The organism is Arthrobacter sp. Soil764, from assembly GCF_001428075.1.
Lineage (GTDB): Bacteria > Actinomycetota > Actinomycetes > Actinomycetales > Micrococcaceae > Arthrobacter.
In genome coordinates, this window is record NZ_LMSI01000002.1 from 119,061 (window position 1) to 144,901 (window position 25,841).

Consider the following 25,841-nt stretch of genomic DNA (forward strand, 5'->3'; position numbering starts at 1 on the left):
AATTGTGAGACCGAACCGTTACTCTTAGAGTGCGGCGTGGGGGCTTCGCGCCTACAACTAGTGTGTGACTGCGGAACGGTCATATGACGGAGAGAGAGATATATGGCTCACACCGCCCTAGGCTTTAACGCATGATCCGGCTACGTCAGCTGGCCCAGGCGGCCTCAGTGCTTACTACCCCTTTGGCGCCCGAAGACATTCTGGCGCTGTTCAACCCCGTCTACTCAGCCAGGCAATTGCGCGGCGTGGTGACCCGGGTGGTCCAGGAGACCGCCCAGTCGGCCACCATCTTCTTCCGCCCAGGCCGCGGCTGGAAGGCGCACCTGGCAGGACAGTGGGCGCGCATCGGCGTCGAACTCGACGGCGTCCGCCACTGGCGCTCCTACTCCCTCAGCGCCCCGGCCGGAAAAGACCCTGCCATCACCGTCACCGACGTCGGCGCGGTCTCCGGCACCCTGGTGCGCACCACCAAACCCGGCGACGTCCTGTTCCTGGCTCCGCCCCAGGGCGACTTCGTGCTCCCGGAGCACCCCCGCCCCCTCCTGATGGTCACCGCGGGCAGCGGCATCACTCCGGTGATGTCCATGATCCGTACGCTCGTGCCGCGGCGCCCGGACGCCGACGTCGTACTGGTCCACTCCGCACGCACCCCAGGTGACAGCCTGTTCCGTGAAGAGCTGGCCGAACTTGCCGACCAGTTCCCCAACTTCCGGCTGGCGCACTGGTACACCGGCGAACAGGGGCGCATGGACTTCTCCAGCACCAAGGAGCTGGACGAGATCTGCCCCGACTGGAAGGACCGGGCCGCCTACGCCTGCGGCCCCGACAGTTTCCTGGACGACGCCGAAGCCCTCTGGAAGCGTGCCGCGCTGACCACCCGGGCGCCCGGGACCGACGTCGCCGTTGCCGGCGAGGCCGGCAACCTCATGATCGAACGCTTCAACACCACCTTCAATGCCGGTGTAGGGCACGACGGCGGCCTGGTCACCTTTGAAGCGTCCGACCGGGAAGTGGAAGCCGACGGCGACACCCCCATCCTGGATATCGGCGAGGACGCCGGGGTGCTGATGCCCAGCGGCTGCCGCATGGGCATCTGCCACAGCTGCCTCACACCGCTCCTGGCCGGGCAGGTCCGTGACCTGCGGACCGGGGAAATCCATGGCGAACCAGGCCAACTGATCCAAACGTGTGTCTCGGCAGCCGCCGGGCCCGTCAACCTCGAACTCTGAGGAGCAGTACGTATGTCTGTCATCTCACCCACCAAGACCACTGCCGCCGGAGGAGCCAGCGCCGGAACCTCACGGACGCGGCCCGGCAAGCTCGCCGAATCCGGCAGCCCCGCCGTCCGGCCGCCTGCCGCCGCGCACCTCACTGACGAACAGGTTGCCGAGCTGGGCCGCGAACTCGACGCCATCCGGGACGAGATCCTGGGCAAGCGCGGGGCCGAGGATGCCGCCTACATCCGCCGGATGATCAAGATCCAGCGCGGCCTGGAAATCTCCGGCCGCGCCGCCCTCCTGGTCAGCAAGAACAAAGCCGCCTGGGTCACGGGCACCACCCTGCTCAGCCTGGCCAAGATCCTGGAAAACATGGAACTCGGCCACAACATCCTGCACGGCCAGTGGGACTGGATGCGGGACCCGGACATCCACTCCACCACCTGGGAATGGGACTTCGTCACCCCCTCACGGTCCTGGCAGCACACCCACAACGACCTGCACCACCGCTGGACCAACGTAGTGGGCAAGGACAACGACGTCGGATACAACCTCCTCCGGATGGACGAGAACCAGCCGTGGAAGCCCATCAACCTGGCCAACCCGCTGTTCAACGCCATCCTGGCACCGGTCTTCGAGTGGGGCATCGCCATCTACGACCTCGAGCTGACCGAGTACAAGGAAGGCACCAAGTCCAAGGAGGCCCTGCTCAAGGACCTCAAGGCGCTGGGCAAGAAGGTTGTCACGCAGTTCACCAAGGACTACGCGGCCACCCCCGCCGTCGCAATGCTGACCGGATCCGCCAAGCAGGCCCTGTTCGGCACCATCACTGCCAACGCCGTCCGGAACGTGTGGGCCCACGCGGTCATCTTCTGCGGCCACTTCCCGGAAGGAACCGACACCTTCACCGAAGAGATGGTTGACGGGGAAACCCGCGGGGACTGGTACGTGCGGCAGATGATCGGCTCGGCCAACATCTCGGGGTCCAAGTTCATGCACCTCATGACCGGCAACCTCTCGCACCAGATCGAGCACCACCTCTTCCCGGACCTGCCCTCCAACCGGTACGCCGAGGTGGCGCCCAGGGTCCGCGAAATCTGCCAGCGCTACGGCCTGAAGTACACCACCGGCCCGCTGCTGAAGCAGGTGGGGTCGTCCTGGGCCAAGGTCTTCAAGCTGGCACTGCCCGGCAAGGCTGCCCGGGCCTAGCCAAAATCGCCGGGACAAAAATGCTCCTCCGGTACCGGGAACCACCCGGGACCGGAGGTGCATTTTTGCCGCATAATTGATCCCACAGCCGCCGCGGCCATGGAGGAATCATGCGGATTCTCGGAGCACTTATCGTCATCTGGCTGATCATCGGCGGCGTGGCCGCCTGGCAGCGCGGTTACTTCGGCTCGGCTCCGGGAAATTGCGCCGAGGCCAGCACCATAGCGTTGACCATCGCAGCCGGACCATTGAACTACATGGGCGCCAACCCCCGGATATCCTGCGAACTGCCGCAGCCTTCCCCGTAGTCCGCGGCATGGCGGACCACCCTAGAGTAGGAACTGCACGGCCAGGCACTGCCCGGCTCCGACAGATTCCACAGCCTCGAAAGGACCGCCTCCATGGCTTTCATCACCGTAGGTACCGAGAACAGCACTGACATCGAGCTCTACTACGAGGACCACGGGTCGGGCCAGCCTGTCGTGCTGATCCACGGCTACCCGCTGGACGGCGCCTCCTGGGAGCGGCAGACCACCGCGCTGCTGGATGCCGGTTACCGCGTGATCACCTACGACCGCCGCGGCTTCGGGAAATCGAGCAAGACCACCGAAGGGTACGACTACGACACCTTCGCGGCGGACCTGAACACCCTGCTGACCACCCTGGACCTGAATGATGTGGTGCTGGTGGGTTTCTCCATGGGCACCGGTGAGGTGGCACGGTACCTGGGCAATTACGGATCGGCCCGCGTTGCAAAGGCCGCGTTCCTCGGATCCCTGGAGCCGTTCCTGCTTAAGACGGATGATAACCCCGACGGCGTGCCGCAGGATGTGTTCGACGGCCTCAAGGAGGCGGTCACGGCGGACCCGTACGCGTTCCTGGCCGACTTCTTCAAGAACTTCTACAACTCCGACGCCTTCCTGGGGACCCCGCGCCTCAGCCAGGAAGCCGTCAACGCCAGCTGGAACGTGGCCGCCGGAGCGGGGGCGACCGCCTTGGTTGCGGCACAGGCCACGTGGGTCACGGACTTCCGCGGCGACATCCCCAAGATCGACGTTCCGGCACTGATTCTGCACGGCACCGCGGACAACATCCTGCCCATCGACTCCACGGGCCGGCTGTTCACCAAGGCCCTGCCGAGCGCTGAGTATGTGGAGATCGAGGGTGCCCCGCACGGCCTGCTGTGGACCCACGCGGCAGAGGTCAACCAAGCCCTGCTCGGTTTCCTTTCGAAGTAGGGATCGGGAAACGGGGATGGCGACGGCGGGATCCCGCCGTCGCCATCCCCGTATGCCCCGTCAGCAGCAGGATTTGCCCGTGATGTGCGGCTCCTGTGAAACCGGCGGCGTCGGCGCGGCGAGTTGTCCGGCGAGCTCCCTGAGCTCCCACGGCCGGAAAGGCTTGGTGAGGTAGCCGGCGGCCCCCGAGGCCATGCCCGCCAGCACGTCGTCGCCCTCCGAACGGGCCGTCAGGAACAGCAGGGGCGCGCTGTTGACCTCCCGGATGGCGCGGGCCACTACATGCCCGTCCATGTCCGGCAGGCCAAGGTCCAGGGTCACCAGGACAATGGCGGGGTCGGCGGCGGCGGCGATGGCCTCAGCCCCTGTGCCCACGGTCCTGACCTCAAAGCCCGCTTGTGTGAGGACCACTTCAATCAGTCCGCAGATATCGTCGTCATCTTCCACGACAAGGCAAACACGCTGCTGTTCCATCAAGCCCCCCGGCGAAAAGTTGGCATCAGTCTACCGGCGGAAACGCTTGCCGCGGACCGCCGCGTCCGATATGGAACTAGCCGTCATAATGCGTCCGTGCCGGTCCTTGTCCCAAGGCGTTGACCACGGCGGCTGCCACGTCATGCAGCTTGGTGTTCCGGGTGCTGGAAGCGGTCTTCAGGATGTCGAAGGCGTCCTGCTGGCTGCACCGGTTCTGGGCCATGATGATGCCAACAGCCATGTCGATGACTGTGCGGGACTCAAGGGTGGCCCGAAGGTTCGCGGCCGTTTCGCTGTAATGGGCAAACCGCACCGCCAGGCGGAGGGCCAGCGAGGTCTGGCTGACGAAATCCTCGGCGAACTTCAGCACCCGGCCTTCAAACCGGTGCGCGCGGCGGGAGTACAACAGCAGGGACGCCTTGGTTTCCCCTTCAAGGCGGAAAGGAACGGCTGCCACGGAGCGGACCCCTTGGGCAACGGCGGCCCGGGAGTAGTCTGGCCAGCGGTCATCGGCGGTGAGGTCCGGGGCGTGGACAATCTCCTGGGCGGTGGAAGCCGTCAGGCCCGGGGTATCGCTGAAGCTGTGTTCAAGCCCTCCGATCGACTTTGCCTCCTGGCTGCTGCTGGCCACAGTGGCGGCTTTGCGTTGCCGGAGAAGGGCGATGGCGCACAGCATTTCGTCGCCGGGTTCGGAGAGATTGCGTGCGGAGACTTGTGCCAGTTCATTAAGGAAGTCCTCAACGTCGGAGCTGTTGAGGACTAGTTCATGCAGGTGCTTTGTAATCGATGTATCAGTTTTTGCTGTTGACTCGCTGGCCACGGTTTTCTGGTGCCATTCGTTCAGGTCAAAACGAGCCGGCAACACGCGAACCCCCAACTGGGTGGGGAGCCGGTGATGGTCGCTGGATCGACGAACTTTCCAACGGCCTGCTGCTAAACCGATAACCAGAAGTATATACATTCCCCGGCCGCCCACACTGTCAGATTCGCTGCCTCCAAATGCGCTCAGGCTGGCGCAGGGCCAGGCATGACCGGCACAATGAAGCAGGCGCCGGTGCTGCTGCGGGCTGGCCCTGGGACCAATGGCTGCCCGGCAGCGGAGGGACGGGAACATGACCAGGCTGCTCATTATTGGCCCGCCCGGGTCCGGCAAGGGAACGCAGGCCGAACACCTGGCGCGGCATTTCCGGGTTCCGGCCGTTTCCACGGGGGACATTTTCCGCAGCAACGTCACCCAACAGACCGAGCTGGGAAACCAGGCCGCCACGTACCTGGACGACGGCCATTTCGTCCCGGACCATCTCACCAACGCGCTGGTCAGGGACCGACTCCTGGAGGGCGACGCGGTGCAAGGGTTCCTGCTGGACGGCTATCCGCGGACAGCGCACCAGGCAACGGAACTCGACCGCATGCTTGCGGCCCAGGGGCATGTGCTGGATGCCGTGATCGAACTGCAGGCACCCGACGCGGAACTGGAGCAGCGCATGCAACGCCGGGCCCTGGAGCAGGGGCGCACGGATGACACCATTGACGTCTTCAGGCGCAGGCTGGACCTCTACCACCGGCAGACGCATGAAGTAGTCTCGGTGTACGCGGGCCGGGGCATTCTTGTGTCCGTCAACGGCAGCGGGGACCCGGGCGGGATTACTGCACTGGCGATCGCCGCCGTCGAAAAGTTCCTTGCAGCCCCACGGCCCCCGTCCTGACCGGAACACGCACGGTGAAGCACTCGAGCAGAAGGAAACACTGATGAGAATTGCCGTTACAGGCGGAAGCGGAAAACTCGGGCGGCACGTGGTGCGCCGGCTGGCCGACGACGGCCACCAGGTCCTCAACCTGGACCGCGCGGGCGCCCGCAGCCCCGGACTGCTGGTGGTGGACCTGCGCAACTACGGCCAGGTAGTGGACGCGTTGCTGGGCGTTGATGACCGGCACAACGGGTTCGACGCTGTGGTGCACCTTGGTGCCATTCCCGCCCCGGGCATCCTTCCGGACGCAGCCACCTTCGAGAACAACATGCTCTCCACCTACAACGTCTTCCAGGCCGCACGGCGCGCCGGCATCAAGAAGGTGGTGTACGCCTCCAGCGAGACCGTGCTGGGGCTGCCGTTCGACATCGACCCGCCCTACATCCCGGTGGATGAGGAATACCCGCCGCGGCCGGAAAGCACCTACTCGCTGGTGAAGCGCCTCGAGGAGCAGATGGCCGTGGAAATGACGCGGTGGGATCCGGAGCTGAGCATCACGGGCCTGCGGTTCTCCAACGTCATGGATGAGGCGGACTACGCCAGATTCCCCTCCTTCGACGCCGACGCCACCCTGCGGAAATGGAACCTGTGGGGCTACATCGACGGCCGGGACGGCGCGCAGGCAGTAGTGCGGGCTCTTGAGAACGCCAAGCCGGGGTTTGAAGCCTTCATCATCGCCAACGCGGACACAGTCATGAGCCGGTCAAGCGCCAGCCTGGCCGCCGAGGTCTTCCCCGACGTCAAGGTGACCAAGGAACTGGGTGAGCACGAAACAATGCTCTCCATCGACAAGGCGCGGCGCATGCTCGGTTTCGAGCCAGAGCACACTTGGCGGAACCACGTGGGGGCCGCCTCCAGCGCCCGGGAAAACCGGGAATAGATACCGGTCCGCAGGAACCGCCAAGGGTTGGCGAAGGATCATCCAAGGAGCCGGAAGCCGTGTGCTTCCGGCTCCTATCCTTTTGGTACAGCCACCCCTTTACCGCCACCTGAAGGACCCCAAAAATTCGTACCCGTTCCCTCGCGCTGCCTGCCCTCACGGCGCTGCTCTCCGCCGTCGCCCTATCCACGGCGTCCCTGCCGACCGTTGCTGCCCCCGCCCCTGTTGCCGGTGCCAGCCGTTACATCGTCCAGTACGCCGCCACCGCTGACGTCGCAGCAGAGGTTGCCGGACTGCGCGGCCAGGGACTCGCCGTCGGCCGTACCTTCGAACATGCCCTCCGCGGCGCCGTCATCACCGCCAATCCCGCCCAGGCGGCGGCCCTGGCCAAATCCGGAAAGGTCTTGTCCGTGGAGGCCGACGCCCCCGTCAAACTTTCCGGGACCGAACAGCCCGCCCCCTGGGGACTGGACCGCACGGACCAACGGGCCCTTCCGCTCTCCGGTTCCTACTCCTGGACCGCGGCCGGCGCCGGTGTGACGGTTTACGTGGTGGACACCGGCATCCTGGCATCGCATACGGACTTCGGGGGCCGGGTGGCAGCAGGCTGGACCGCCGTGGCGGACGGCAACGGAACCACCGACTGCAACGGCCACGGCACCCACGTGGCCGGAACCGTGGCCGGCACCACGTACGGCGTGGCCAAGAGCGCCACCCTGGTGCCGGTCAGGGTGCTCGATTGCGCCGGGTCCGGCTACAACTCGGACGTGGTGGCAGGCCTCGACTGGATCACCGCGAACCACGTTGCCGGCACGCCCGCCGTGGCCAACCTCAGCCTGGGCGGGGCAGCCAGCAGCACGGTGGACGCCGCCATCCAGGCAGTCCTCAACGACGGCGTCACCACCGTGGTTGCCGCCGGAAACTCCGCCGTGGACGCCTGCACCGCTTCACCCGCCCGCGTCCCGGGGGCCATCACCGTGGCAGCCAGCGACTCCGCCGACAAGCAGGCATCCTTCTCCAACTTCGGGTCCTGCGTGGACCTCTATGCTCCCGGCGTAGGCATCACCTCCGCCTACTACACCTCCACCACCGCCACGGCGTCCATGTCCGGGACCTCCATGGCCGCGCCGCACACCGCCGGAGCCGCCGCCGTCGTGCTGTCGCAGAACCCCGCCCTGGCGCCGGCTGACGTGGCTGCAGCCCTGGTGTCCAATGCCACTCCCGGGGTGATCGCCGGTGCCTCCACCGGGACCCCGAACCGCCTGCTGTACGCCGGTGCAGCGGCGCCTGCCCCTGCTCCTGCTCCTGCTCCTGCGCCCACTGTCACCTCCGTTTCGCCGGCACCCAAGGCCGCGGCAGTCGCCTCCGGTGCGAACGTAGCAGCCACCTTCAGCACTGCCGTGCAGGGCGTGTCCACCGGGACCTTCGTGCTCAGGAATGCAGCCGGCAGCAGCATCGCGGCCACTGTCACCTACAACGCCACCACCATGACCGCAACCCTTGACCCGGCAGCAAACCTTGCCCCGGACGCAAGCTACACGGCCACCCTGACCGGCGGAACCTCGGCCATCCGTGATGCCGCAGGCACCCCGCTGGCCTCCGCCAGCTGGACGTTCACCACCGGCCCGGCGCCCACCGTCACCGGCTACTCGCCGGGCAGCAACGCCCTCCTGGTCCGCAGGAGCAGCAACATCAGCGCCACGTTCAGCGAGGCAGTCCAGGGCGTGGGCACCACCACGTTCACCCTGAAGAACTCCGCAACCGGCGCCGTGGTGGCGGCAGCGGCCTACCGCAACGGCACCACCAACCAGTGGATCCTGGACCCCCAGGAGCCTCTGGCCGCCAAGACCCGGTACACCGTGACCCTTGCCGGCGGGACTGCCGGCATCCGGGACCTTGCCGGAAACCCGCTGGCAGGCCGGAGCTGGCAGTTCACCACCGGCTCGTTTTGACCGCGTGCTGGAGTGAACGGCCCAACCCCGGGATAATCTTCACCCTAGGCATTCATCACGGCACGCATCTTCCGCGGCGTAGGGACGGGCAGCACATTGGCACAGAAATCAGCAGGTTCGGCAGTCTCTGAACGAAGGGCGGGCAGGTGGCATGCCTTCCACGAGAAGTTCGTGGTGGAGGAACGCTACCTGGACCCTGCAGACCGGCGCGGTCTTTACCGGGCGTCCATCATCCTGGCCGTCGTGGGGGTGGCACTCTTCATCGCCACGCTGATCAGCGTGGTGCAGGCCGACGGCCTTTCCGCTGCGGACGTTCCCGTGCATGACTGGCTGCTCACGACGCGGTCCGGCGCCGTTACTGCCATCATGATCTTCCTGGCGGTGTTCTTCGGCCCCATCGCACTGCCCATCATCGTGCTGGTGGTGATCCTTGTCTGGGGATTCGCGGCGAAGCACGCCTGGCGCCCCATCCTGCTCGCGTCCGCCATGCTGACCGGCGTGATCATTTCGCAGATCATCCTCCACATCGTCCAGCGCTCGCGGCCGCCCGTGGACCAGATGCTGTTCGGTGCGGACCAGACGTTCTCGTTCCCGTCCGGGCACGTCCTGGGAGCCTGCGACTTCCTGCTGGTGGGGACCTACCTCATCTTTTCCCGGCGCCGGAACCGGCGGGCAGCAGTGTTTGGATTCATCGGGGCCGGAATCGGAATCATCCTCGCTGTGGTCAGCCGGCTGTACCTCGGCTATCACTGGACCACTGATGCGCTTGCGTCGTTCTCGCTGTCGCTGCTGATCCTCGGCGGCGTCATCGCGCTGGACACCTGGCGGACCGCCAGAATCCCGGGGGAGACCATCACCGGAGAGCTGTCAAGGGCCGAGTCGCCGCACGAATAAAGTCCAGCAGGGACACTGCTTTCACTGGGGCCGCGACCTGGCCCGCCGGAGCGCCCGGTGCAGTTTGACGTTGGCCGCCTCCAGCTCCAGGACCTTGGCAACGCCTGCCAGGTTCAACCCCTCCTGCAGGAGCTCGCCGATCCGCAGCAGCACGGCTATGTCGTCGTCACTGTACTGCCGCGTGCCGCCCGCTGTCCGCGACGGCGTCAGCAGCCCCCTGGTTTCGTAAAGCCTGATGTTCTGCTGCCCGGTTCCCGTCAGCTCCGCCGCCACCGAGATGGCATACAGGGCCCGCGGACGGGGGGAACGGCCAGCCCGTCCTGCAGCAGGATCTGCCATCGTCTCTCCCCAAAAATCGCGCCGCCGGTGTCTTGCTTCAGTTTTGCACGGGTGCTATAAAAAATCTATATCCACTGCCATAGATTACGGCGGCGGTGGGTAGCCGCAGTTCCAACACCTGGAAGCTAAGGAGTGGGAAATGATGTTGATGCGCACCGACCCGTTCCGTGAGCTGGACCGGCTCACGCAGCAGGTTTTTGGCACCGCCGCCCGGCCGGCCGCCATGCCCATGGACGCCTGGCAGGAAGACGGGGAATTCGTGGTGGCGTTCGACCTTCCCGGCGTGAAGGTGGACTCCCTGGACCTGAACGTTGAACGGAACGTCCTTACCGTCAGGGCCGAGCGCCAGGACCCCACCCAGCCCAACGTGGAGCTCGTGGCCTCCGAGCGTCCCCGTGGCGTGTTCAGCCGCCAGTTGATCCTGGGTGACACCCTGGACACCGGGAAGATCAAGGCCAGCTACGACCAGGGCGTCCTGACCCTTCGGATTCCGGTTGCCGAACAGGCCAAGCCGCGCAAGATCGAGATCCAGACCCAGCAGGGCGAAAAGCACCAGATCAAGAGCTAGAACCATGCTTTCGTGCCGGCGCCCCTGTCCCGTATGCAGGGGTGCCCGGCGAAACAGGAGGCAGGGATGACTGAAGTTCCCGACTACTACACCATCCTGGGCGTAGGCAGGGATGCCGGCCGGCAGGAAATTTCCCGTGCGTACCGGGCTCTCATGCGCAGCCACCATCCGGACCTGGACGGCGGGCGGGCCTACGGGGACACGGAAACGATGGGGGATACGGCTGCGACGACGGGCAGTTCCGGGCAGGGGGACGAACTTCTCCGGATCATGCAGGCATTCAACGTGCTGCGTGACCCAGTGCGCCGCGCCGACTATGACAGGAAGCTGGCGGCAGCGGCGCCCACCATTATTCCGGTCCGGAAAGTCCGCAGCCATGGCGGACCGTCCGGACCAACCATCCGCGCCACCCCGGTGCGGTGGGAAAGCGGGCCCTGGTCCTGAGCCGGGGGCAGGGCCATTCAGCCAAGGAGGCGGAAAACTGCATGAGCGACTGGCGGCGCTATGATTCACACCTGATTCCTGCATTCTTCGAGCGCTTTGAGCAGCGGTGGGGTGAGGGAACCGCACCCTTCCTGGACCCGGAGGCGCACGAACAGCCGTTGCCGCGCGCGCAGTGGATCAACCCCGCCACGGGTGCCGCGCTGGCAGTGGTCCCGGTCTGGACCGCCGACGAGAAGCAGCAGCGCTCTTTCGGGGTGTTCTACCTCCCGCCGGCCGGCGACATCTGGGTCCTGCGGCCCGGCTATACCGCGTACCTGGAGCCGTCCGACGGCGACACTGAACACCTGGTGACGCTGCGCAATGATGCCTTCCGCAAGGCAGTGGCGCACGCCAAGGAGTTCCTTTTCGGTTCCCAGTAGGCGCCGGCCCGGCGCGGAGTCGCTGCTCGTCAGCGGACCCCTGCTGTGCCATCCTGAGACGTACCCTGACTCCCGTGACATAAAGGCTGGCCCCAATGCACATCTCCGCCAAGGACCTCGCAGCGCTCATCCCTCCGGGGTTCACGCTTGGCGTCGCAACCGCAGCATTCCAGATTGAAGGGGCGCTGGACGAGGACGGCCGGGGACCCGCGGGCTGGGACAGGTTCGCCGCCCGGCCCGGCGCGATCGTGGAAGACCACAGCCCGGTAGTGGCCACGGACCACTACCACCGGATGCCGCAGGACGTGGCACTCCTGAAGCAGCTCGGCGTCGACTCCTACCGGTTCTCCTTCTCCTGGCCCCGTATCCAGCCCGGCGGCACCGGCCCGGCCAACCGGGCGGGCCTGTCGTTCTACGATCGGCTCCTGGATGAGCTCCTGGCCAACGGAATCTCGCCCATGGCCACCATCTACCACTGGGACACTCCCCTGGAACTCGATGAGGCGGGCGGCTGGATGAACCGCGACACCGCGTACCGCCTGGGGGACTATGCCGCGCTCGTGGCGGAGGCTTTCGGTGACCGGGTGGCCCGCTGGGTGACCATTAACGAGCCGGCCACCGTCAGCGCCAATGGCTACGCATTTGGCCTGCACTCGCCCGGCAAGGAGCTGGCCCTGGGCGCCTTCCCTACCGTCCACCACCAGCTGCTGGGGCACGGGCTCGCCGTCCAGGCCCTGCGCGCCGCGAAGGTGCCGGGCGAGATCGGCATGACGAACGTTTACTCACCCATGGTGCCGAACTCGATCAACCCCCTGGACAGGATCAGTGCCGGGCTCATGGACCTGGGCCAGAACCGGCTCTACGCGGATCCTGTCCTGACGGGCAAGTACCCCGACCTGATCCGTGCGGCCAAGTTCTTCAGCTCCTTTGAGCATCCCGAAGAGGACATGGAAATCATTTCGCAGCCCCTGGACTTCTACGGGCTCAACTACTACATGCCCACCAAGGTGGCGGCGGGACCCGGCGGCGGTACCGTGCCGTCAAGCATGGCGGAGGCCATGGGCAGCGACCTCAGCGCAACGGGCAGCGGCGCAACGCCGTTCCACGTCGAAACCTGGCCGGAAGCGGACATCACGGCCTACGGCTGGCCGGTAAAGCCCGAGTACATGGCGGTGGCCTTGAAGGAGATGGCGGAGCGCTACCCCAACCTGCCGCCCGTGATCATCACCGAAGGCGGAGCGAGCTTCGAGGACATCATCGTCCGCGACAAGTCCACCAACACCCGGTTCATCCCGGACGAGCGCCGGCTGAAGTACATTTCCGACCACCTTGAAACCGCCCTGCGCGCCACTGCCCCTGGCGGCGTGGCCGAGTCCCTGGACCTGCGCGGCTACTACGTGTGGTCCTTCCTGGACAACTTCGAATGGTCCGCCGGCTACAAACAGCCGTTCGGCCTCCTCCACGTGGATTTCGCAACGCTCGAGCGCACGCCCAAGGCCTCCTATTTCTGGTTCCAGGAGCTCATCGAGGAACGCGACCTGGCTGCCGCGGCCGGCGCGGCCATCGCGCAGGCGGCGGTTCAGGATCTGCTGGACAGCGATGATCTAGTGGACAGTGAACTGCCCGACGACGGCGCGCCCCTGGGTGCCGGCGCCAAATAACGGACAGCCCAGTAATCCCGGGGCCGGTCAGCCCTTGACCAGGTCCAGCATGGCGAGCTGCTTTGCGATGCCGGCGCCATCGGGGGAGTAGATCCACGGCACCCGGGAGGTGGTGTGGTCGCCGTCCTCGGAGTGGCCGCCGGCGAATACGGACTCGCTGACGGACAGCTGGCGGATGGCGATGGCGGCGACCTTGTCCGGGTTTTCGGCGGCAAAGGCGGAATAGATGGCCTCGTCATGCTGTCCGTTGTCGCCGATCAGGAGCCAGCGCATATCCGGGAATTCCTGGGCAAGCCGCTCCAGGTTGCGGTGCTTGTGGTCCTGGCCGCTGCGGAACCAGCGGTCCTGGGTGAGTCCCCAGTCCGTCAGCAGCAGCGCGCCTTTGGGGTACATGTTGCGGGTCAGGAACCGCGCCAGGGTGGGGGCGGCGTTCCAGGGGCCGGTGGACAGGTAGATGACCGGTGCTTCCGGGTGCTCGATGGTCAGCCGGTCCAGCAGCACAGCCATTCCCGGCGTGGCCATGCGCGCGCGTTCGCTGAGCACAAACGTGTTCCACAAGGCCAGGAAGGGGCGGGGCAGGGCTGTCACCATGACGGTGTCGTCGATGTCGGAGACGATGCCGAACTCCACGCCCGGGGCGATCACCTGGATCAGTGCCTCCACCGGATCGGTTCCTGCGGCCTGCAGCACGGCGGTGTGCCAGCCGGGGGACAGCTGCACGTCCACCTCGGTGTCGATCAGTCCGCCCCGGTCCGCCGTGACGTGGGTGACCACATGGCCGATGGTGATTTCGACATCGGTAAACTGCAACGGCACCCCGGTGAATGCCCGCCAGCCGCGGACGTTCTGGTTGCCGTTCCTGGCTTCGTGCTCGGCTTTGCTTCCGGGCAGTGGCTTCTGCGTCAGCAGTACCCTGCCCAGTACCCGCACCCGGGTGGTGGAGCCATAGCCCTGGTAGGCGATGGTCTGCGGCACGAAGTTCCACCGCTTTGCGAGCTGGATCCGGACGTCGTTCACTGCGTCCGACAATCGGTGTGCCAGCCGGAAGAACTGGCTTCCGGAAAGGGCGGTGCGGCCCTTCGTGTTCCGCCCGGTTGGGCGTGCCGTGTCCTGGGCGGGGTTCTGCGGGGCCGTGTCCATGCCACCACTCTGCCACAGGGCAGCGCCAGGCATCAGCCGTTGCCGAGGATCGCGCGCAGGGTCCGGGCGTTCCGCACGGCGTTCCCGCCGCCGTCGTTGTTGAAGTACGCGTAGACGTCGATGCCAGTGGCGTCCCACTCGCGGATCCGGTCGGCCCACCAGTGGAGGTCGGCGTCGGCGTAGGATCCCCCGTACAGGTGCTCCTGGTCGGGTCCATGCAGCCGGACATACGCAAAGGGGGCGGTGGTCCGCAGGATGCAGGGCAGGTTGGCGCCGCTCATGATGCAGTAGGCCGCCTGGTGCCGCTCCAGGAGGGCAAACACCTCAGGGCAGTCCCAGCTGGGGTGCCTGAATTCCACTGCCACCCTGATCCATGGGGGAACGGCGGCGAGGAAATAGTCCAGCCGCGCATCGTCCCGCTCGAGTTGGGGCGGCAGCTGGACCAGCAGCACGGCACGTTTGTCACCGAGTTCGTGCCAGCAGCGGGCGATGCGCTCCACCCACACTTCCGGTGAATACAGCTTCCGCGCATGGGTGAGTCCCCGCGGAGCTTTGACTGACATGCTGAACCCCGGCGGCAGGCGCCTGTTCCAGCCGGCGAAGGTGGTGTCCCGGGGCCACCGGTAAAAGCTGGCGTTCAGTTCCACCGTGGTGAATTCGGCGACGTAGCGCTGGAGCCGGTCCCGGACGGGCAGTCCGGGCGGGTACAGGACGTTCTCCCAGTGGTCGTAGCTCCAGCCGGAGGTGCCGATGTGGATTGCCATCTGCCTCAGGCTACACCTGGACATCCCCTTCCCTTCGGAGCTCTCTGTGGCAGGGTAATGTCATGGCGCGAATCGAAGATTATGCGGTAGTTGGCGACCTCCAAACCGGGGCATTGGTCAGCAAGGAAGGCTCGATCGACTGGCTTTGCCTGCCGCGGTTCGATTCCCCTGCCTGCTTCAATTCCCTGCTGGACACGCCGGACTCCGGGCGCTGGCTCCTGGCGCCCGAAAGCGGGGGTGCCTGCACGCGCCGGAGCTACCGGGACGGCAGCCTGATCCTTGACACCGAATGGGAGACGCCGGACGGAACCGTGCGCGTCACCGACTTCATGCCGCCGCGCGATTCCGTCGCTGACATCGTCCGGATTGTGGAAGGTATCAGCGGCAGCGTCAAAATGCACGGCGAGCTGGTCATGAGGTTCGACTACGGCCACATTGTTCCGTGGGTGCGCAAGGACAAGCGCGGGCTGCACGCGATCGCCGGCCCCGACGCCGTCTACCTGGTCACTCCGGCACCCCTGCATGGCGAGAACATGCATACGGTCAGCGACTTCACCGTCAACGCCGGCGAGAAAGTGCCGTTCGTGCTGACCTGGGCCCCCAGCCATGTGGGACGCCCGGTGTCAGTGGACGCAGAAGAAGTGCTAAACAGCACCTTTGCGTTCTGGCGCGGATGGTCTTCGCAATGCACCGTCAAAGGGAAGTACCAGGATGCCGTGGTCCGCTCCCTGATAACGCTGAAGGCGCTGACCTATGGCCCCACCGGGGGCATCGTGGCCGCCGTCACGACCTCACTGCCGGAGCAGCCGGGCGGCCAGCGCAACTGGGACTACCGCTACTGCTGGCTGCGGGATGCCACCATGACACTGCAGGCGCTGCTGGCTGCCGGCTACACCGCGGAGGCCGCTGCCTGGCGGGACTGGCTGCTCCGGGCCGTGGCCGGTGATCCCGCGGACCTGCAGATCATGTACGGGATCCATGGCGAACGGCGGCTGCCCGAGATGGAATTGCCGTGGCTGAAAGGCTACGAGAACTCGGTGCCTGTGCGGATCGGGAATGCGGCGGCCGAGCAGTTCCAGCTGGATGTGTGGGGCGAGGTCCTTGACTGCCTGGCGCTGACGCGGAACTCCTTGCTGAAGCACACGGACGAGGCGTGGGACGTGCAGATTGCACTGATGGAACACCTTGAAACCATCTGGGACCAGCCGGATAACGGGCTGTGGGAGATGCGGGGGCCGCGCCGGCACTTCACCCACTCGAAGGTCATGGCATGGGTGGCCGCGGACCGGATGGTGAAGGGCGTGCGCGAGTCCGGCCTGCCGGGCCCCGTGGAGCGCTGGGAGATGCTGCGGGACCAGATCCGCCGGGACATCATGGCCAACGGCTTCGACGCGGAGCGCAACACATTTGTCCAGTCCTACGGCCGTCCGGAGCTGGACGCCAGCCTGCTGCTGATTCCCAGGGTGGGGTTCCTGCCGCCCGATGATCCCAAGGTGGTGGGGACCATCGAGGCGATCCAGCGTGAGTTGACCCAGGACGGCTTTGTGCTGCGGTACCGGCCGGAGCAGAGCGACGACGGCCTGCCGGGCGACGAGGGCGTCTTCCTGGCCTGCTCGTTCTGGCTGGTGGAGGCTTTGTTGGGTGCCGGCCGCCATGAGGAATCCCGCGAACTCTTTGAACGGCTGCTGGAACTGCGCAACGACGTGGGGCTGCTGAGCGAGGAATGGGCGGTGAAGGCGAAGCGCCAACTGGGCAACACTCCGCAGGCCTTCAGCCATTTCGCCCTTGTGACTAGCGCCCTGGAGCTGCATCAGGATACGGTTCGGCGCAGTGACACCCCCATTCCGTCGGAAGGGGCGGATTCGCGCTGAGGCGGCGCGGACCGGGGCTGTAACTTCTCCTTCGCAGGATAGATAAGTATACTTACTAACACCTCATGGAGTGCTCCCAAGCACAGCGCCGTGATTGATGGAGGAGTGATAGTTATGGCCGGATATTTTGAACTCGTTGACGCCCCTGATGGTGGATACCGGATCAGGATGATGGACGGAAGCGGGAACCTGATGGCCATCTCGGTGACCTTCCCCACCAAGAGGGCCGCTGTGGCAGGCGTCGCCATGGCCCGGGAAATCGCCGGCACGGGCCTCATCCGGGACAAGAGCCTGGACGGGGCCGGATCCGTGATCCGCGACCGCGTCCGCCCCGTCAACTCTCCCAAGGAGGAGGCGGCCCGGCGGAAGAAGGCGCCGGACGTACGACGGGCAGCGGTGGGCTGATGCCGGATTCCATCACACCCCCTGGCGGCACGCGCCGGGGGGTACTCTTTGACGTTGACGGGACGCTGATCGACTCGTCCTACATCCACACCATCGCCTGGTGGGGTGCGTTCCGGCAGTACGGCCATCATGTGCCCATGGCGGCCATCCACCAGCTCGTGGGCATGGGCGGCGCCCGGCTGGTGGACAACCTCCTGCCGCCGGCCCGGGACCGTGACGAGGATGAGGACATTATGGCCAGCCATGGCGCGCTGTATGCCTCGCACTGGCCATCGCTCCGCGCCCTCGACGGGGCCAAGGAACTGTTGGGCCAGTGCCATGCGGGCGGCCTGGCGGTGGCGTTGGCCTCGTCGGCCCGCGAGCGGGACATGCAGGTGATGCGCTCCGTGCTGGACGCCGATGCCTTCATCGATGCCGCAACCAGCGCGAACGATGCGAAGGAAAGCAAGCCTGCGCCGGACATCCTGGAGGCTGCGCTGGCTGCGGCGGGCGTTGACGCAGCAGGCGCCGTCTATGTCGGAGACGCGGTGTGGGACATGAAGGCGGCAGGGGCGCTGGGAATCCCCGCCATCGGCGTTACCTGCGGCGGGATCCAGGCAAGCCAGTTGCGCGAGGCCGGCGCAGTGGAGGTTTATGACGGGCCGCGCCACCTGCTCGAAAACCTGGGTTCCAGCGCTATCGGCCGGCTGCTCGCCCTCCAGCCGAACCCCTGACGGACCCGGTGGCTGGTGGCTAGAGCGGCTGGCCGCCGGGCACCGATTCCTCGTCGCCCGCAATGGCGGGCTTTACCCAGGACACCACGACCTTGACTGAGCCGTCGTCGTTCCGTTCGATGTCCGTAGCCACCTCGGATGCCGGGGCGCCCATTTCCGCGATCCGTGTGCGGTAACTGTTGACCAATTCCACCAAGCTGTCCTCCGTCCATTCGCCCGGACGCATGCGGGTGGAGATTTCGACCGGCTCCGGCTGGTACAGCGACATGGCGTTCCTCTTTCACGTGGTCTTCTTCCCTGCCCTTCCTACGCTAGGAGCAGTCGACGGCGGCCACAAGGTTTTTATCAGCATGCTTACTTTTTTCGCGTAAAACCGATAGCGTCGAAGAAAGGGTGCCTGCGGGCATCCTGGCCGCCCTCTGAAGAACCCGGGGGCAAGACAGAGCGAAAGGGAGACTGTGAAAGCACTGACGTGGCAGGGAAAACGGTCGGTAAGCGTGGAGGAAGTACCCGATCCCGTTATCCAGGAACCGACCGATGCAATCATCCGGATCACCTCCACCGCCATCTGCGGCTCCGACCTCCACCTCTATGAGGTCCTGGGGCCCTACATGCACAAGGGCGACGTCATCGGACATGAACCGATGGGCATCGTGGAGGAAGTGGGAAGCGGCGTTACCAACCTCCGCAAGGGTGACCGCGTGGTGATCCCGTTCAACATCGCCTGCGGTTCCTGCTACATGTGCAAGCAGGGCCTGCAGTCCCAGTGTGAAACCACCCAGGTGCGGGAGAAAGGGTCCGGCGCGGCCCTGTTTGGCTACTCCGAGCTGTACGGGTCCGTTCCTGGCGGCCAGGCCGAATTCCTGCGGGTTCCGCACGCCGACTATGGTGCAGTCAAGGTGGGATCGGAGCTTCCGGACGAACGCTACCTCTTCCTCTCGGACATCCTGCCCACCGCCTGGCAGGCGGTGGAGTACGCCAACGTGCCGCCCGGCGGAACGCTCGGGGTCTTCGGCCTGGGACCGGTGGGCCAATTCGCCAGCCGGATCGGTGTGCAGCGGGGATTCCGCGTAGTGGGGGTGGACCCCGTTCCCGAACGGCGGGAGATGGCGGCCCGCCACGGGGTGGAGACCTTCGACTACACCAAGGACATCGCGGACGAACTGCGGGAGATGACCGACGGAAGGGGCCCGGACGCGGTGGTTGACGCCGTCGGAATGGAAGCCCACGGCTCTCCCCTGGCCGGCTTCGCCCACCAGGCGCTGGGACTCCTGCCGGACAAGCTCGCCCAGAAAGCGATGGAGACCGGCGGCGTTGACCGGCTGGCCGCGCTCCATACCTCCATCGACGCCGTGCGGCGCGGCGGCACGGTCTCCTTGAGCGGTGTGTACGGCGGAACGGCCAGCCCGCTGCCGCTGCTGACCATGTTCGACAAGCAGCTGCAATTGCGCATGGGCCAGTGCAACGTGCGCAACTGGACGGATACGCTGCTTCCACTCGTGGAGGACGAGGCCGACCCGCTGGGTGTCATGGACCTGGTCACCCACAGGTCGGGCCTGGAGGGCGCCCCGGCGCTGTACGAAAAGTTCCAGAAGAAACAGGACGGCTGCATCAAGGTGGTCCTCAACCCCGGCGCCTGAGCAGCGTGACGTAAAAAGCGGAGGCCGTTATGGACAGTCCATAACGGCCTCCGCTGCTGCCCGGGAGAGACCAGGGAGCACCTAGGTGAGCTTCACCTGCCGGTTCATGTCCTTGTACAGGAGATAGCGGAACTCGCCGGGGCCCCCGGCGTAGCAGGCCTGCGGGCAGAAGGCGCGCAGCCACATGAAGTCGCCGGCCTCCACCTCCACCCAGTCGTTGTTCAGCAGGTACATGGCCTTGCCCTCCAGGACGTACAGGCCGTGCTCCATTACGTGGGTTTCCGGGAACGGAATGACGCCGCCCGGCTGGAAGGTCACGATGTTCACCTGCATGTCGTGGGCCAGATCGTTGGAATCCGTGAAGCGGGTGGTCTTCCAGGCGTCATTGGTGTCCGGCATGGAGGTGGGCTCCACGTCCTTTTCGTTGGTGACGAAGGACTTGGCCTCGAAGCCCTCGAGCCGTTCGTAGGCCTTCCGGATCCAGTGGAAGGACACCACATCATCCGAGACGTTTTCCAGGCCCCACTCCGATCCGGCTGCCAGGTAGGCGTAGCCGCCTTCCTCCAGCTGGTGCAGCTCGCCGTCCAGGGTGAGGTTGACCTTGCCGCGGGTCACGAAAATGACGCCTTCCACCCCGGCCTCGAATTCGGCCTTGGGGGCGCCGCCGCCCGGGCCGATCTCCACGATCAACTGCGAGAACGTGGTAGCGAAGCCCGAGATGGGCCGGGCGATGATCCAGGAGCGGGTGTTCGAAAAGCCCGGCAGGTTGGACGTGACGATATCCGTCATCACGCCCTTCGGGATCACCGTGTACGCCTCGGTGACAATGGCCCGCTCGGTGGTGAGGTGCGTCTGCGGCGGCAGCCCGCCGGTGGGGGAGTAGTACTTGCCCATGAAGAGAGATCCTTAGCTAGGAGTTGGAAGTGGTGGCGAGCCGCGGGTGGGCCAGTCCGGTCAGTTGCGGAATTCCGACGCCGGCAAGCGCCTGGACTTCCTCCGCACCGACGGCGCCGCACTGGACCCCGCGCAGGACGAAGGCTGCCAAGGCGCGGGCGGTGGCGGGTTCGTCCATGACGCCGCCGTCGGTCTGCTCCACGTAGTTGCGCAGGCGGGCCGCGGCGGCGGGCAGGCCCTGCCGGTAGAAGGCGTAAGTGGCGGCGAAGCGGCTGGGCAGCTGGGCCGGGTGCAGGTCCCAGCCCTGGTAGTAGCCGCGTTCCAGTGACCGCCGGACCAGGCGGCCGTGCAGCTGCCAGGCGTTCTCCACGTTGTCGCCCACGGGAATGATGTTGGTGGATCCGTCGGAGAGCCGGATGCCCGTTCCGGCCACGGCTAGCTGCATGACTTCCTTGGCGAAATCGGCAACAGGGTGCTCCATGGACTGGTATTCCGCTGAGATCTGCAGTGACGCCGAGTAGTCGTACGTGCCGTAGTGCAGGCCGCTGATCCTGCCGGGTACGGCGTGCGGCAGCTGCGCCACCGGGGAGGTTCCTTCCGGGCCGAGGATCAGCTGCGGAGTTTCCACCTGCACCTCGAAGCGGAGCCGTCCCGCGGGCAGCGAGTGGACTTCCTCGAGCCGGGACACGGCGTAGTCCATGGCCTGGACCTGGGCCACCGTGGTGACCTTGGGCAGGGTCAGGACCAGGCCTTCGGGCAGTTCACCCGCCGCTGCGAGGCCTGAGACGAACAGGTCCAGGGTCCGCAGCCCGCGGGCCCGGGTGGGAGCCTCGAAGCACTTGAACCGGATCCCGATGAACGGGGGAGCAGACCCGGCAGCCACCGCCGTGGCCACCGCGGAAGCCGCGGCAACCGCGGCGGCATCCTCGGCGTCGTCGCCCCTGTCCCCGAACCCGTCTTCAAAGTCCAGGCGCAGGTCCTCGATCGGCTCGCTGGCCAGCTTGGCTGCCACGCGCGGGGCGACGGCCTCCGCCAGCGCCGCGTCCTGGCCCAGCAGCGCGCCGAGCTTTTCCAACCCGCCGTGGGCGTCGGCCGTTTTCAACGCCTCGGCGCCCCAGTCGGCAGCGAACGATGCCGTGAACCTGTCCGCGGGCACGTACACCGTGTGCACGGGCTGGCGTGAGCCGGCGTCGCCCGGGTAGTTCTGCTCCAGCAGGCGGTCCGTAGCGGCCAGCTGCCCGTCGATGGCCGCCAGGTCCCCGGCGGTCAGTGACGTTTTGGGTGATGCTGCCATGCCTCAGCCCACCAGTTCGTAGGCCGGGGTGGTGAGGAAGTCGGTGTAGTCCTCGGACAGGCAGATGTCCGCGATCAGTTCGCTGGCCGGCTGGTAGTAGCGGCGGAAGGCTTCGTCACCGAACTCGGTGCGGAGCCGCTCGGTCTCCTCGGCCAGGATCCGCTCCACCAGTTCCTTGGTCACGGTGTTGCCGGTGTCCGCGAGCACGGACTTGTTGCGGATCTGCTGCCACACCTGGGAGCGGGAAATTTCCGCGGTGGCCGCGTCTTCCATCAGGTTGTGGATGGCCACCGCACCGTTTCCGGAGAGCCAGACGGCCGTGTAGGCAACCGCCACGTAGAGGTTCAGGCGGAGGCCGGCCTCGGTGACCTGGCCGTCGGCGGAGGAGACATCCAGCAGTTGTTCTGCCGTGACGTTGACCTCCGGGCGCTGCTTGTCCACCTGGTTGGGCTTGTCCCCGAGCACCGAGTCAAAGACCTCGCGGCAGGTGGGCACCAGGTCCGGGTGCGCAACCCAGGAACCGTCGAAGCCGTCGTTTGCCTCACGGGTCTTGTCCGCGCGCACCTTTTCAAAGGCGGCTTCGGTGACTTCGGGGTGCCGCCGGTTGGGGATCACGGCAGCCATGCCGCCCATGGCAAAGGCGCCGCGCTTGTGGCAGGTCTTGACCAGGAGCTCGGTGTAGGCGCGCATGAAGGGGGCCGTCATCACCACGGAGGCGCGGTCCGGCAGGACGAATTCCTCGCCGGCATCACGGAAGTACTTGATGATGCTGAACAGGTAGTCCCAGCGGCCTGCGTTCAGGCCCGAGGCGTGGTCCCGCAGTTCGTACAGGATCTCATCCATCTCGAACGCGGCCGGGATGGTCTCGATCAGCACGGTGGCGCGGATGGTGCCCTGGTTCAGTCCCAGGAAGTCCTGGGCGAAGACGAACACGTCGTTCCACAGCCGTGCCTCGAGGCGGCTCTCCATCTTGGGCAGGTAGTAGTACGGGCCCTGCCCGTTGAGGACCAGCTGCTTGGCGATGTGGAAGAAGTGCAATCCAAAGTCCACCAGCGCACCCACCGCGGGTTCGCCGTTGACCAGCAGGTGCTTCTCCTGCATGTGCCAGCCACGGGGGCGGGCCACCACGACGGCGAGCGGAGCGTCGGTGCGGAGCCGGTACTCCTTGCCTTCGTCCGAGGTGTAGCTGAGCGTGCCCTGGGCGGCGTCACGGAGGTTCAGGATGGCGTCGATGACGTTCGCCCAGGTGGGGGTGCTGGCATCTTCGAGGTCCGCCAGCCATACTTTGGCGCCGGAGTTCAGGGCGTTGATGGCCATCTTTGCCGGTGAGGCAGGCCCGGTCATTTCAACCCGGCGGTCCTGCAAAGCCGCCGGTGCAGGCGCAACTTTCCAGTCGCCGTCGCGCACGTCCTGCGTCTCCGGCAGGAAGTCCAGCTTGCCGGTCTCGGCCACCCGCTGCCGTTTGGCGGCGCGGGCCGCCAGCAGCTCGTTGCGGGTGCCGGCGAACCGGTTGTGGAGTTCCTCGATGAAGGCCAGTGCCTTCGGGGTGAGGATTTCCTCTGCGCGGGCGATGGGCCGGGGATCTGTGACGGTGATGGCCATTTCTGGTCCTTTCCTTTGGCTGGAAGTCGGGCGGTCAGGCGGAGGCGAGTGCCGGCTCCGCTGCGGAATCGGCCGGTTCGGCAGCCGTTGCAACGTTTGAGGCCTGGGCGGCAGCCGCGACGGCGGCCGCGACGTTGGCTGTCACGTGCGGGTCGAAAATGCTCGGAATGATGTAGCTCGCATTGAGCTCATTATCATTCACCCGGTTGGCGATTGCCTCCGCGGCAGCCACCAGCATTTCCGGTGTAATGTCGCTCGCGCCCACGTCCAGGAGCCCGCGGAAGAGGCCGGGGAAGGCCAGGACGTTGTTGATCTGGTTGGGGAAATCGCTGCGGCCGGTGGCCACGACGGCGGCGTGCCGGGACGCGACCGTTGGGTCCACCTCCGGGGTGGGGTTGGCCATGGCGAAGACGATGGAGTCCTTGGCCATGGAAGCGATGTGTTCCTCGTTGAGGATGTTCGGTGCGGAGACGCCGATGAACACGTCGGCTCCCACCAGGGCCTCGTGCAGGCTCCCGGAGAAGCCCTCCTGGTTGGTGTTGTCCGCGATCCAGGTGCGGTGCGGATCGTTATAGGTCTCGCCCTTGTGGATTGCGCCGGAGCGGCCGGCGGCCACGATGTGACGGGCGCCCTGGGCCTTGAGCAGCTGGATGATGGCAGAGCCGGCGGCGCCGACCCCGGAAACCACGATCCTGACGTCCTCAATCTTCTTGTCCACCACGCGCAGGGCGTTCACCAGGGCTGCCAGGGTCACGATGGCCGTGCCGTGCTGGTCATCGTGGAAGACCGGGATGTCCAGTTCCTCGCGCAGGCGGGCCTCGATCTCGAAACAGCGCGGGGCGGCGATGTCCTCCAGGTTCACGCCGCCGAAGACGGGGGCCAGGAGCTTGACGGTGCGGATGATTTCTTCGGTGTCCTGGGTGTCCAGGCACACGGGCCAAGCGTCAACGTTCGCGAACTGCTTGAAGAGGGCGGCCTTGCCCTCCATGACGGGGAGCGCGGCAGCGGGGCCGATGTTGCCCAGGCCCAGTACAGCGGAGCCGTCGGTGACAACAGCCACGGTGTTGCGCTTGACCGTCAGGTTGCGGGCGGCGGCGGGGTCCTCGGCGATGGCGAGGCAGACGCGGGCGACGCCGGGGGTGTAGGCCCGGGAGAGATCGTCGCGGTTGCGCAGCGGAACCTTGGGGACCACCTCGAGCTTGCCGCCGAGGTGCATCAGGAAGGTGCGGTCCGAAACGTGCTGGACTGTGACCCCGTCGAGGGCGTTGAGCGCGTCCTTGACGCGGGCGGCGTGGGCGTCGTCGGTGGTGTTGCAGGTGACGTCGACCACGAGGGTTTCGTGGTGTGACTCGGTGACGTCCAGTGCGGTGATGGCTGCGCCGGCGGCTCCGACGGCTGCGGCAAGCTCGCTGGTGGCGCTGAAGCTTGACGGTGCTTCCACGCGCAGGGTGATCGAATTTCCGGGGCTGGGGTTCGCCATTGAATGTCCTCCTGTTAGGCCTTGTCCGGCTTCTGCTCTTATCCGAATATTTTCGTATTATGGATATTATTATCTACTTTATGGAAACACAACCCCTTGTATTACGACTGGCGGTCCACGTCGCCGCCGTAACCCAGGTGCTGTATCTTGGGTGTTCTAAGCAACTCTTTTCACGATGCGGATAAGAGTTGTCGGATTCCGAGCCGTAGGAGACAACGGAATGGCAGAAAAAGCCTCTGGTGGGGTGCAGTCGGTAGAGCGCGTCTTCGAACTGCTGGAGCTCATCACTGATGCCGGCGGTGACGTCACGCTCAGTGAGCTCTCGTCCTCCACTGACCTGCCGTTGCCCACCATCCACCGGCTGCTCCGCACCCTGGTGTCGCTCGGCTACATCCGCCAGTTGCCCAACCGGCGCTACGCACTGGGCCCCCGGCTCATCAGGCTGGGGGAGGGTGCCAACAAGCAGCTCGGCGCCCTGGCCCAGCCGCAGCTGAAGATCCTGGTGGACCGGCTGGGGGAAACCTCCAACATGGCCGTGCTGGATTCGGACATGGTGATCTACGTGGCCCAGGTACCGTCGCTGCACTCCATGCGCATGTTCACCGAGGTGGGCCGGCGCGCCCACACCCACGCCACCGGCGTCGGAAAAGCCATCCTGGCCCAGCTTGATGACGATACCGTCCGCGGCATTGTGGCCCGCGCCGGAATGCCCACCCCCACTGCCAAGAGCATCGGCGACGTCGACGAACTCCTCGCCGACCTCAAGCTCATCCGTGAGCGGGGCTACTCCATTGACGAGGAAGAACAGGAATTGGGTGTCCGCTGCTTCGCCATGGCGGTGCCCAACGCTCCCACCCCCAGCGCGATTTCCGTATCCGGTCCGGTCTCCCGGGTGGACGGCGACTTCGCCGACAAGGCCGTGCCCATCCTGCGGGAAGCGGCCGAGGCCATCTCCCGCGAGCTCAACCGCACCTGAGGCACCTGCCCCTTGCAGG

General features: G+C 66.1%; 28 protein-coding genes. 17 read left to right on the forward strand and 11 right to left on the reverse strand.

Annotated features, from left to right (window positions below; translation table 11 throughout):
* Positions 1 to 131 precede the first annotated feature (131 nt).
* The 4 genes from ASG86_RS02940 (at position 132) to ASG86_RS02955 (ending at position 3,664) form a co-directional block, all read left to right on the forward strand.
* Positions 132 to 1,229: a ferredoxin reductase gene (locus tag ASG86_RS02940; RefSeq protein WP_056330028.1), complete on the forward strand. Its 1,098-nt coding sequence runs from the start codon at positions 132 to 134 to the stop codon at positions 1,227 to 1,229.
* Positions 1,230 to 1,241: 12 nt separating this feature from the next.
* Positions 1,242 to 2,426 (forward strand): fatty acid desaturase family protein, encoded by a 1,185-nt coding sequence (locus ASG86_RS02945; RefSeq protein WP_056330031.1) that lies wholly within the window; start codon positions 1,242 to 1,244, stop codon positions 2,424 to 2,426.
* A gap of 110 nt (positions 2,427 to 2,536) precedes the next feature.
* On the forward strand, positions 2,537 to 2,734 hold the full coding sequence (locus ASG86_RS02950) for a hypothetical protein (RefSeq protein WP_056330034.1): 198 nt from the start codon (positions 2,537 to 2,539) through the stop codon (positions 2,732 to 2,734).
* Between the two features lie 93 nt (positions 2,735 to 2,827).
* Positions 2,828 to 3,664 (forward strand): alpha/beta fold hydrolase, encoded by an 837-nt coding sequence (locus ASG86_RS02955; protein WP_056330037.1) that lies wholly within the window; start codon positions 2,828 to 2,830, stop codon positions 3,662 to 3,664.
* Between the two features lie 60 nt (positions 3,665 to 3,724).
* On the opposite strand, the gene ASG86_RS02960 is transcribed toward ASG86_RS02955, so the two are convergent.
* On the reverse strand, positions 3,725 to 4,138 hold the full coding sequence (locus tag ASG86_RS02960) for a response regulator transcription factor (RefSeq protein ID WP_056330040.1): 414 nt from the start codon (positions 4,136 to 4,138) through the stop codon (positions 3,725 to 3,727).
* 76 nt (positions 4,139 to 4,214) lie between these two features.
* Positions 4,215 to 4,958 carry a GAF and ANTAR domain-containing protein gene (locus ASG86_RS02965; protein WP_056330043.1) on the reverse strand — a complete coding sequence of 248 codons (744 nt, stop codon included), beginning with the start codon at positions 4,956 to 4,958 and terminating at the stop codon, positions 4,215 to 4,217.
* A 292-nt stretch (positions 4,959 to 5,250) separates the two neighbouring features.
* Here ASG86_RS02965 and ASG86_RS02970 point away from each other — a divergent pair, with 292 nt between their 5' ends.
* Positions 5,251 to 5,844 (forward strand): adenylate kinase, encoded by a 594-nt coding sequence (locus ASG86_RS02970; protein WP_056330321.1) that lies wholly within the window; start codon positions 5,251 to 5,253, stop codon positions 5,842 to 5,844.
* 43 nt (positions 5,845 to 5,887) lie between these two features.
* Complete coding sequence (locus ASG86_RS02975) at positions 5,888 to 6,766, forward strand: NAD-dependent epimerase/dehydratase family protein (protein ID WP_056330046.1); 879 nt, start codon at positions 5,888 to 5,890, stop codon at positions 6,764 to 6,766.
* Positions 6,767 to 6,948: 182 nt separating this feature from the next.
* Here the strand turns inward: ASG86_RS02975 and ASG86_RS20895 are convergent, their stop codons facing one another.
* Positions 6,949 to 7,101 (reverse strand): hypothetical protein, encoded by a 153-nt coding sequence (locus ASG86_RS20895; RefSeq protein ID WP_235565077.1) that lies wholly within the window; start codon positions 7,099 to 7,101, stop codon positions 6,949 to 6,951.
* A 75-nt stretch (positions 7,102 to 7,176) separates the two neighbouring features.
* Between ASG86_RS20895 and ASG86_RS02980 the strand changes: the two genes are divergently transcribed.
* Together ASG86_RS02980 and ASG86_RS02985 are read left to right on the forward strand one after the other, a co-directional pair.
* Positions 7,177 to 8,718: a S8 family serine peptidase gene (locus tag ASG86_RS02980; RefSeq protein ID WP_235565078.1), complete on the forward strand. Its 1,542-nt coding sequence runs from the start codon at positions 7,177 to 7,179 to the stop codon at positions 8,716 to 8,718.
* 96 nt (positions 8,719 to 8,814) lie between these two features.
* Complete coding sequence (locus ASG86_RS02985) at positions 8,815 to 9,612, forward strand: phosphatase PAP2 family protein (protein WP_056330051.1); 798 nt, start codon at positions 8,815 to 8,817, stop codon at positions 9,610 to 9,612.
* Positions 9,613 to 9,633: 21 nt separating this feature from the next.
* Here the strand turns inward: ASG86_RS02985 and ASG86_RS02990 are convergent, their stop codons facing one another.
* The gene (locus ASG86_RS02990; protein WP_056330054.1) at positions 9,634 to 9,951 is read right to left on the reverse strand and encodes a MerR family transcriptional regulator; all 318 of its coding nucleotides are present in this window, start codon (positions 9,949 to 9,951) and stop codon (positions 9,634 to 9,636) included.
* Positions 9,952 to 10,093: 142 nt separating this feature from the next.
* Here ASG86_RS02990 and ASG86_RS02995 point away from each other — a divergent pair, with 142 nt between their 5' ends.
* From ASG86_RS02995 to ASG86_RS03010, 4 genes are all read left to right on the forward strand, one after another.
* Positions 10,094 to 10,519 (forward strand): Hsp20/alpha crystallin family protein, encoded by a 426-nt coding sequence (locus ASG86_RS02995; protein WP_056330324.1) that lies wholly within the window; start codon positions 10,094 to 10,096, stop codon positions 10,517 to 10,519.
* 66 nt (positions 10,520 to 10,585) lie between these two features.
* Entirely contained in the window at positions 10,586 to 10,963 is a 378-nt protein-coding gene (locus ASG86_RS03000) for a J domain-containing protein (protein WP_056330057.1), read from the forward strand.
* A gap of 41 nt (positions 10,964 to 11,004) precedes the next feature.
* The gene (locus ASG86_RS03005; RefSeq protein WP_056330326.1) at positions 11,005 to 11,382 is read left to right on the forward strand and encodes a hypothetical protein; all 378 of its coding nucleotides are present in this window, start codon (positions 11,005 to 11,007) and stop codon (positions 11,380 to 11,382) included.
* A 95-nt stretch (positions 11,383 to 11,477) separates the two neighbouring features.
* A complete protein-coding gene (locus ASG86_RS03010; RefSeq protein ID WP_056330060.1) occupies positions 11,478 to 13,043 on the forward strand; it encodes a glycoside hydrolase family 1 protein in 1,566 nt (521 codons plus the stop codon).
* 27 nt (positions 13,044 to 13,070) lie between these two features.
* Here the strand turns inward: ASG86_RS03010 and ASG86_RS03015 are convergent, their stop codons facing one another.
* Positions 13,071 to 14,183 carry an App1 family protein gene (locus ASG86_RS03015; protein WP_235565079.1) on the reverse strand — a complete coding sequence of 371 codons (1,113 nt, stop codon included), beginning with the start codon at positions 14,181 to 14,183 and terminating at the stop codon, positions 13,071 to 13,073.
* Between the two features lie 32 nt (positions 14,184 to 14,215).
* Positions 14,216 to 14,947 carry a DUF72 domain-containing protein gene (locus ASG86_RS03020; protein ID WP_056330066.1) on the reverse strand — a complete coding sequence of 244 codons (732 nt, stop codon included), beginning with the start codon at positions 14,945 to 14,947 and terminating at the stop codon, positions 14,216 to 14,218.
* Positions 14,948 to 14,991: 44 nt separating this feature from the next.
* Between ASG86_RS03020 and ASG86_RS03025 the strand changes: the two genes are divergently transcribed.
* The 3 genes from ASG86_RS03025 to ASG86_RS03035 all read left to right on the forward strand — a co-directional run bounded on the left by ASG86_RS03025 (position 14,992) and on the right by ASG86_RS03035 (position 17,936).
* Positions 14,992 to 16,818 (forward strand): glycoside hydrolase family 15 protein, encoded by a 1,827-nt coding sequence (locus ASG86_RS03025; RefSeq protein ID WP_268760563.1) that lies wholly within the window; start codon positions 14,992 to 14,994, stop codon positions 16,816 to 16,818.
* 114 nt (positions 16,819 to 16,932) lie between these two features.
* Positions 16,933 to 17,223, forward strand: coding sequence for a hypothetical protein (locus tag ASG86_RS03030; RefSeq protein ID WP_056330070.1), 291 nt, complete (start codon positions 16,933 to 16,935; stop codon positions 17,221 to 17,223).
* On the forward strand, positions 17,223 to 17,936 hold the full coding sequence (locus ASG86_RS03035; protein WP_056330072.1) for an HAD family hydrolase: 714 nt from the start codon (positions 17,223 to 17,225) through the stop codon (positions 17,934 to 17,936). Before ASG86_RS03030 ends, ASG86_RS03035 begins: the two co-directional genes overlap by 1 nt.
* Positions 17,937 to 17,955: 19 nt before the next feature.
* Here ASG86_RS03035 and ASG86_RS03040 read toward each other — a convergent pair whose 3' ends face one another.
* A complete protein-coding gene (locus ASG86_RS03040; protein WP_056330075.1) occupies positions 17,956 to 18,204 on the reverse strand; it encodes a hypothetical protein in 249 nt (82 codons plus the stop codon).
* A 190-nt stretch (positions 18,205 to 18,394) separates the two neighbouring features.
* On the opposite strand from ASG86_RS03040, the gene ASG86_RS03045 reads away from it, so the two are divergent.
* Positions 18,395 to 19,576, forward strand: coding sequence for a zinc-dependent alcohol dehydrogenase (locus ASG86_RS03045; protein WP_056330077.1), 1,182 nt, complete (start codon positions 18,395 to 18,397; stop codon positions 19,574 to 19,576).
* 81 nt (positions 19,577 to 19,657) lie between these two features.
* Here ASG86_RS03045 and ASG86_RS03050 read toward each other — a convergent pair whose 3' ends face one another.
* The 4 genes from ASG86_RS03050 to ASG86_RS03065 are packed head-to-tail and all read right to left on the reverse strand — an operon-like array spanning position 19,658 to position 24,846.
* Positions 19,658 to 20,470 carry a bifunctional allantoicase/(S)-ureidoglycine aminohydrolase gene (locus ASG86_RS03050; RefSeq protein WP_056330079.1) on the reverse strand — a complete coding sequence of 271 codons (813 nt, stop codon included), beginning with the start codon at positions 20,468 to 20,470 and terminating at the stop codon, positions 19,658 to 19,660.
* Between the two features lie 16 nt (positions 20,471 to 20,486).
* A complete protein-coding gene (locus ASG86_RS03055; RefSeq protein ID WP_056330082.1) occupies positions 20,487 to 21,764 on the reverse strand; it encodes a DUF6986 family protein in 1,278 nt (425 codons plus the stop codon).
* 3 nt (positions 21,765 to 21,767) lie between these two features.
* Entirely contained in the window at positions 21,768 to 23,366 is a 1,599-nt protein-coding gene (gene aceB / locus ASG86_RS03060; protein WP_056330085.1) for a malate synthase A, read from the reverse strand.
* Between the two features lie 34 nt (positions 23,367 to 23,400).
* Entirely contained in the window at positions 23,401 to 24,846 is a 1,446-nt protein-coding gene (locus tag ASG86_RS03065) for an NAD-dependent malic enzyme (RefSeq protein ID WP_056330087.1), read from the reverse strand.
* Between the two features lie 220 nt (positions 24,847 to 25,066).
* Between ASG86_RS03065 and ASG86_RS03070 the strand changes: the two genes are divergently transcribed.
* Positions 25,067 to 25,822, forward strand: a complete 756-nt coding sequence (locus ASG86_RS03070) for an IclR family transcriptional regulator (RefSeq protein ID WP_056330089.1) — start codon at positions 25,067 to 25,069, stop codon at positions 25,820 to 25,822.
* Positions 25,823 to 25,841 lie beyond the last annotated feature (19 nt).

Excerpts from the sequence above, each read along its gene's own strand:
- ASG86_RS03065 (WP_056330087.1), bottom strand. The coding sequence starts at position 24,846 with ATGGCGAACCCCAGCCCCGGAAATTCGATCACCCTGCGCGTGGAAGCA.
- ASG86_RS03015 (WP_235565079.1), bottom strand. The coding sequence starts at position 14,183 with ATGGACACGGCCCCGCAGAACCCCGCCCAGGACACGGCACGCCCAACC.
- ASG86_RS03070 (WP_056330089.1), top strand. The coding sequence starts at position 25,067 with ATGGCAGAAAAAGCCTCTGGTGGGGTGCAGTCGGTAGAGCGCGTCTTC.
- ASG86_RS03035 (WP_056330072.1), top strand. The coding sequence starts at position 17,223 with ATGCCGGATTCCATCACACCCCCTGGCGGCACGCGCCGGGGGGTACTC.
- ASG86_RS20895 (WP_235565077.1), bottom strand. The coding sequence starts at position 7,101 with ATGTTCGAAGGTACGGCCGACGGCGAGTCCCTGGCCGCGCAGTCCGGC.
- ASG86_RS02990 (WP_056330054.1), bottom strand. The coding sequence starts at position 9,951 with ATGGCAGATCCTGCTGCAGGACGGGCTGGCCGTTCCCCCCGTCCGCGG.
- ASG86_RS02940 (WP_056330028.1), top strand. The coding sequence starts at position 132 with ATGATCCGGCTACGTCAGCTGGCCCAGGCGGCCTCAGTGCTTACTACC.
- ASG86_RS02945 (WP_056330031.1), top strand. The coding sequence starts at position 1,242 with ATGTCTGTCATCTCACCCACCAAGACCACTGCCGCCGGAGGAGCCAGC.
- ASG86_RS02975 (WP_056330046.1), top strand. The coding sequence starts at position 5,888 with ATGAGAATTGCCGTTACAGGCGGAAGCGGAAAACTCGGGCGGCACGTG.
- ASG86_RS03040 (WP_056330075.1), bottom strand. The coding sequence starts at position 18,204 with ATGTCGCTGTACCAGCCGGAGCCGGTCGAAATCTCCACCCGCATGCGT.
- ASG86_RS02950 (WP_056330034.1), top strand. The coding sequence starts at position 2,537 with ATGCGGATTCTCGGAGCACTTATCGTCATCTGGCTGATCATCGGCGGC.
- ASG86_RS02970 (WP_056330321.1), top strand. The coding sequence starts at position 5,251 with ATGACCAGGCTGCTCATTATTGGCCCGCCCGGGTCCGGCAAGGGAACG.
- ASG86_RS02960 (WP_056330040.1), bottom strand. The coding sequence starts at position 4,138 with ATGGAACAGCAGCGTGTTTGCCTTGTCGTGGAAGATGACGACGATATC.
- ASG86_RS02955 (WP_056330037.1), top strand. The coding sequence starts at position 2,828 with ATGGCTTTCATCACCGTAGGTACCGAGAACAGCACTGACATCGAGCTC.
- ASG86_RS03010 (WP_056330060.1), top strand. The coding sequence starts at position 11,478 with ATGCACATCTCCGCCAAGGACCTCGCAGCGCTCATCCCTCCGGGGTTC.
- ASG86_RS03030 (WP_056330070.1), top strand. The coding sequence starts at position 16,933 with ATGGCCGGATATTTTGAACTCGTTGACGCCCCTGATGGTGGATACCGG.
- ASG86_RS03000 (WP_056330057.1), top strand. The coding sequence starts at position 10,586 with ATGACTGAAGTTCCCGACTACTACACCATCCTGGGCGTAGGCAGGGAT.
- ASG86_RS03050 (WP_056330079.1), bottom strand. The coding sequence starts at position 20,470 with ATGGGCAAGTACTACTCCCCCACCGGCGGGCTGCCGCCGCAGACGCAC.
- aceB (WP_056330085.1), bottom strand. The coding sequence starts at position 23,366 with ATGGCCATCACCGTCACAGATCCCCGGCCCATCGCCCGCGCAGAGGAA.
- ASG86_RS03055 (WP_056330082.1), bottom strand. The coding sequence starts at position 21,764 with ATGGCAGCATCACCCAAAACGTCACTGACCGCCGGGGACCTGGCGGCC.
- ASG86_RS03020 (WP_056330066.1), bottom strand. The coding sequence starts at position 14,947 with ATGGCAATCCACATCGGCACCTCCGGCTGGAGCTACGACCACTGGGAG.
- ASG86_RS03005 (WP_056330326.1), top strand. The coding sequence starts at position 11,005 with ATGAGCGACTGGCGGCGCTATGATTCACACCTGATTCCTGCATTCTTC.
- ASG86_RS02995 (WP_056330324.1), top strand. The coding sequence starts at position 10,094 with ATGTTGATGCGCACCGACCCGTTCCGTGAGCTGGACCGGCTCACGCAG.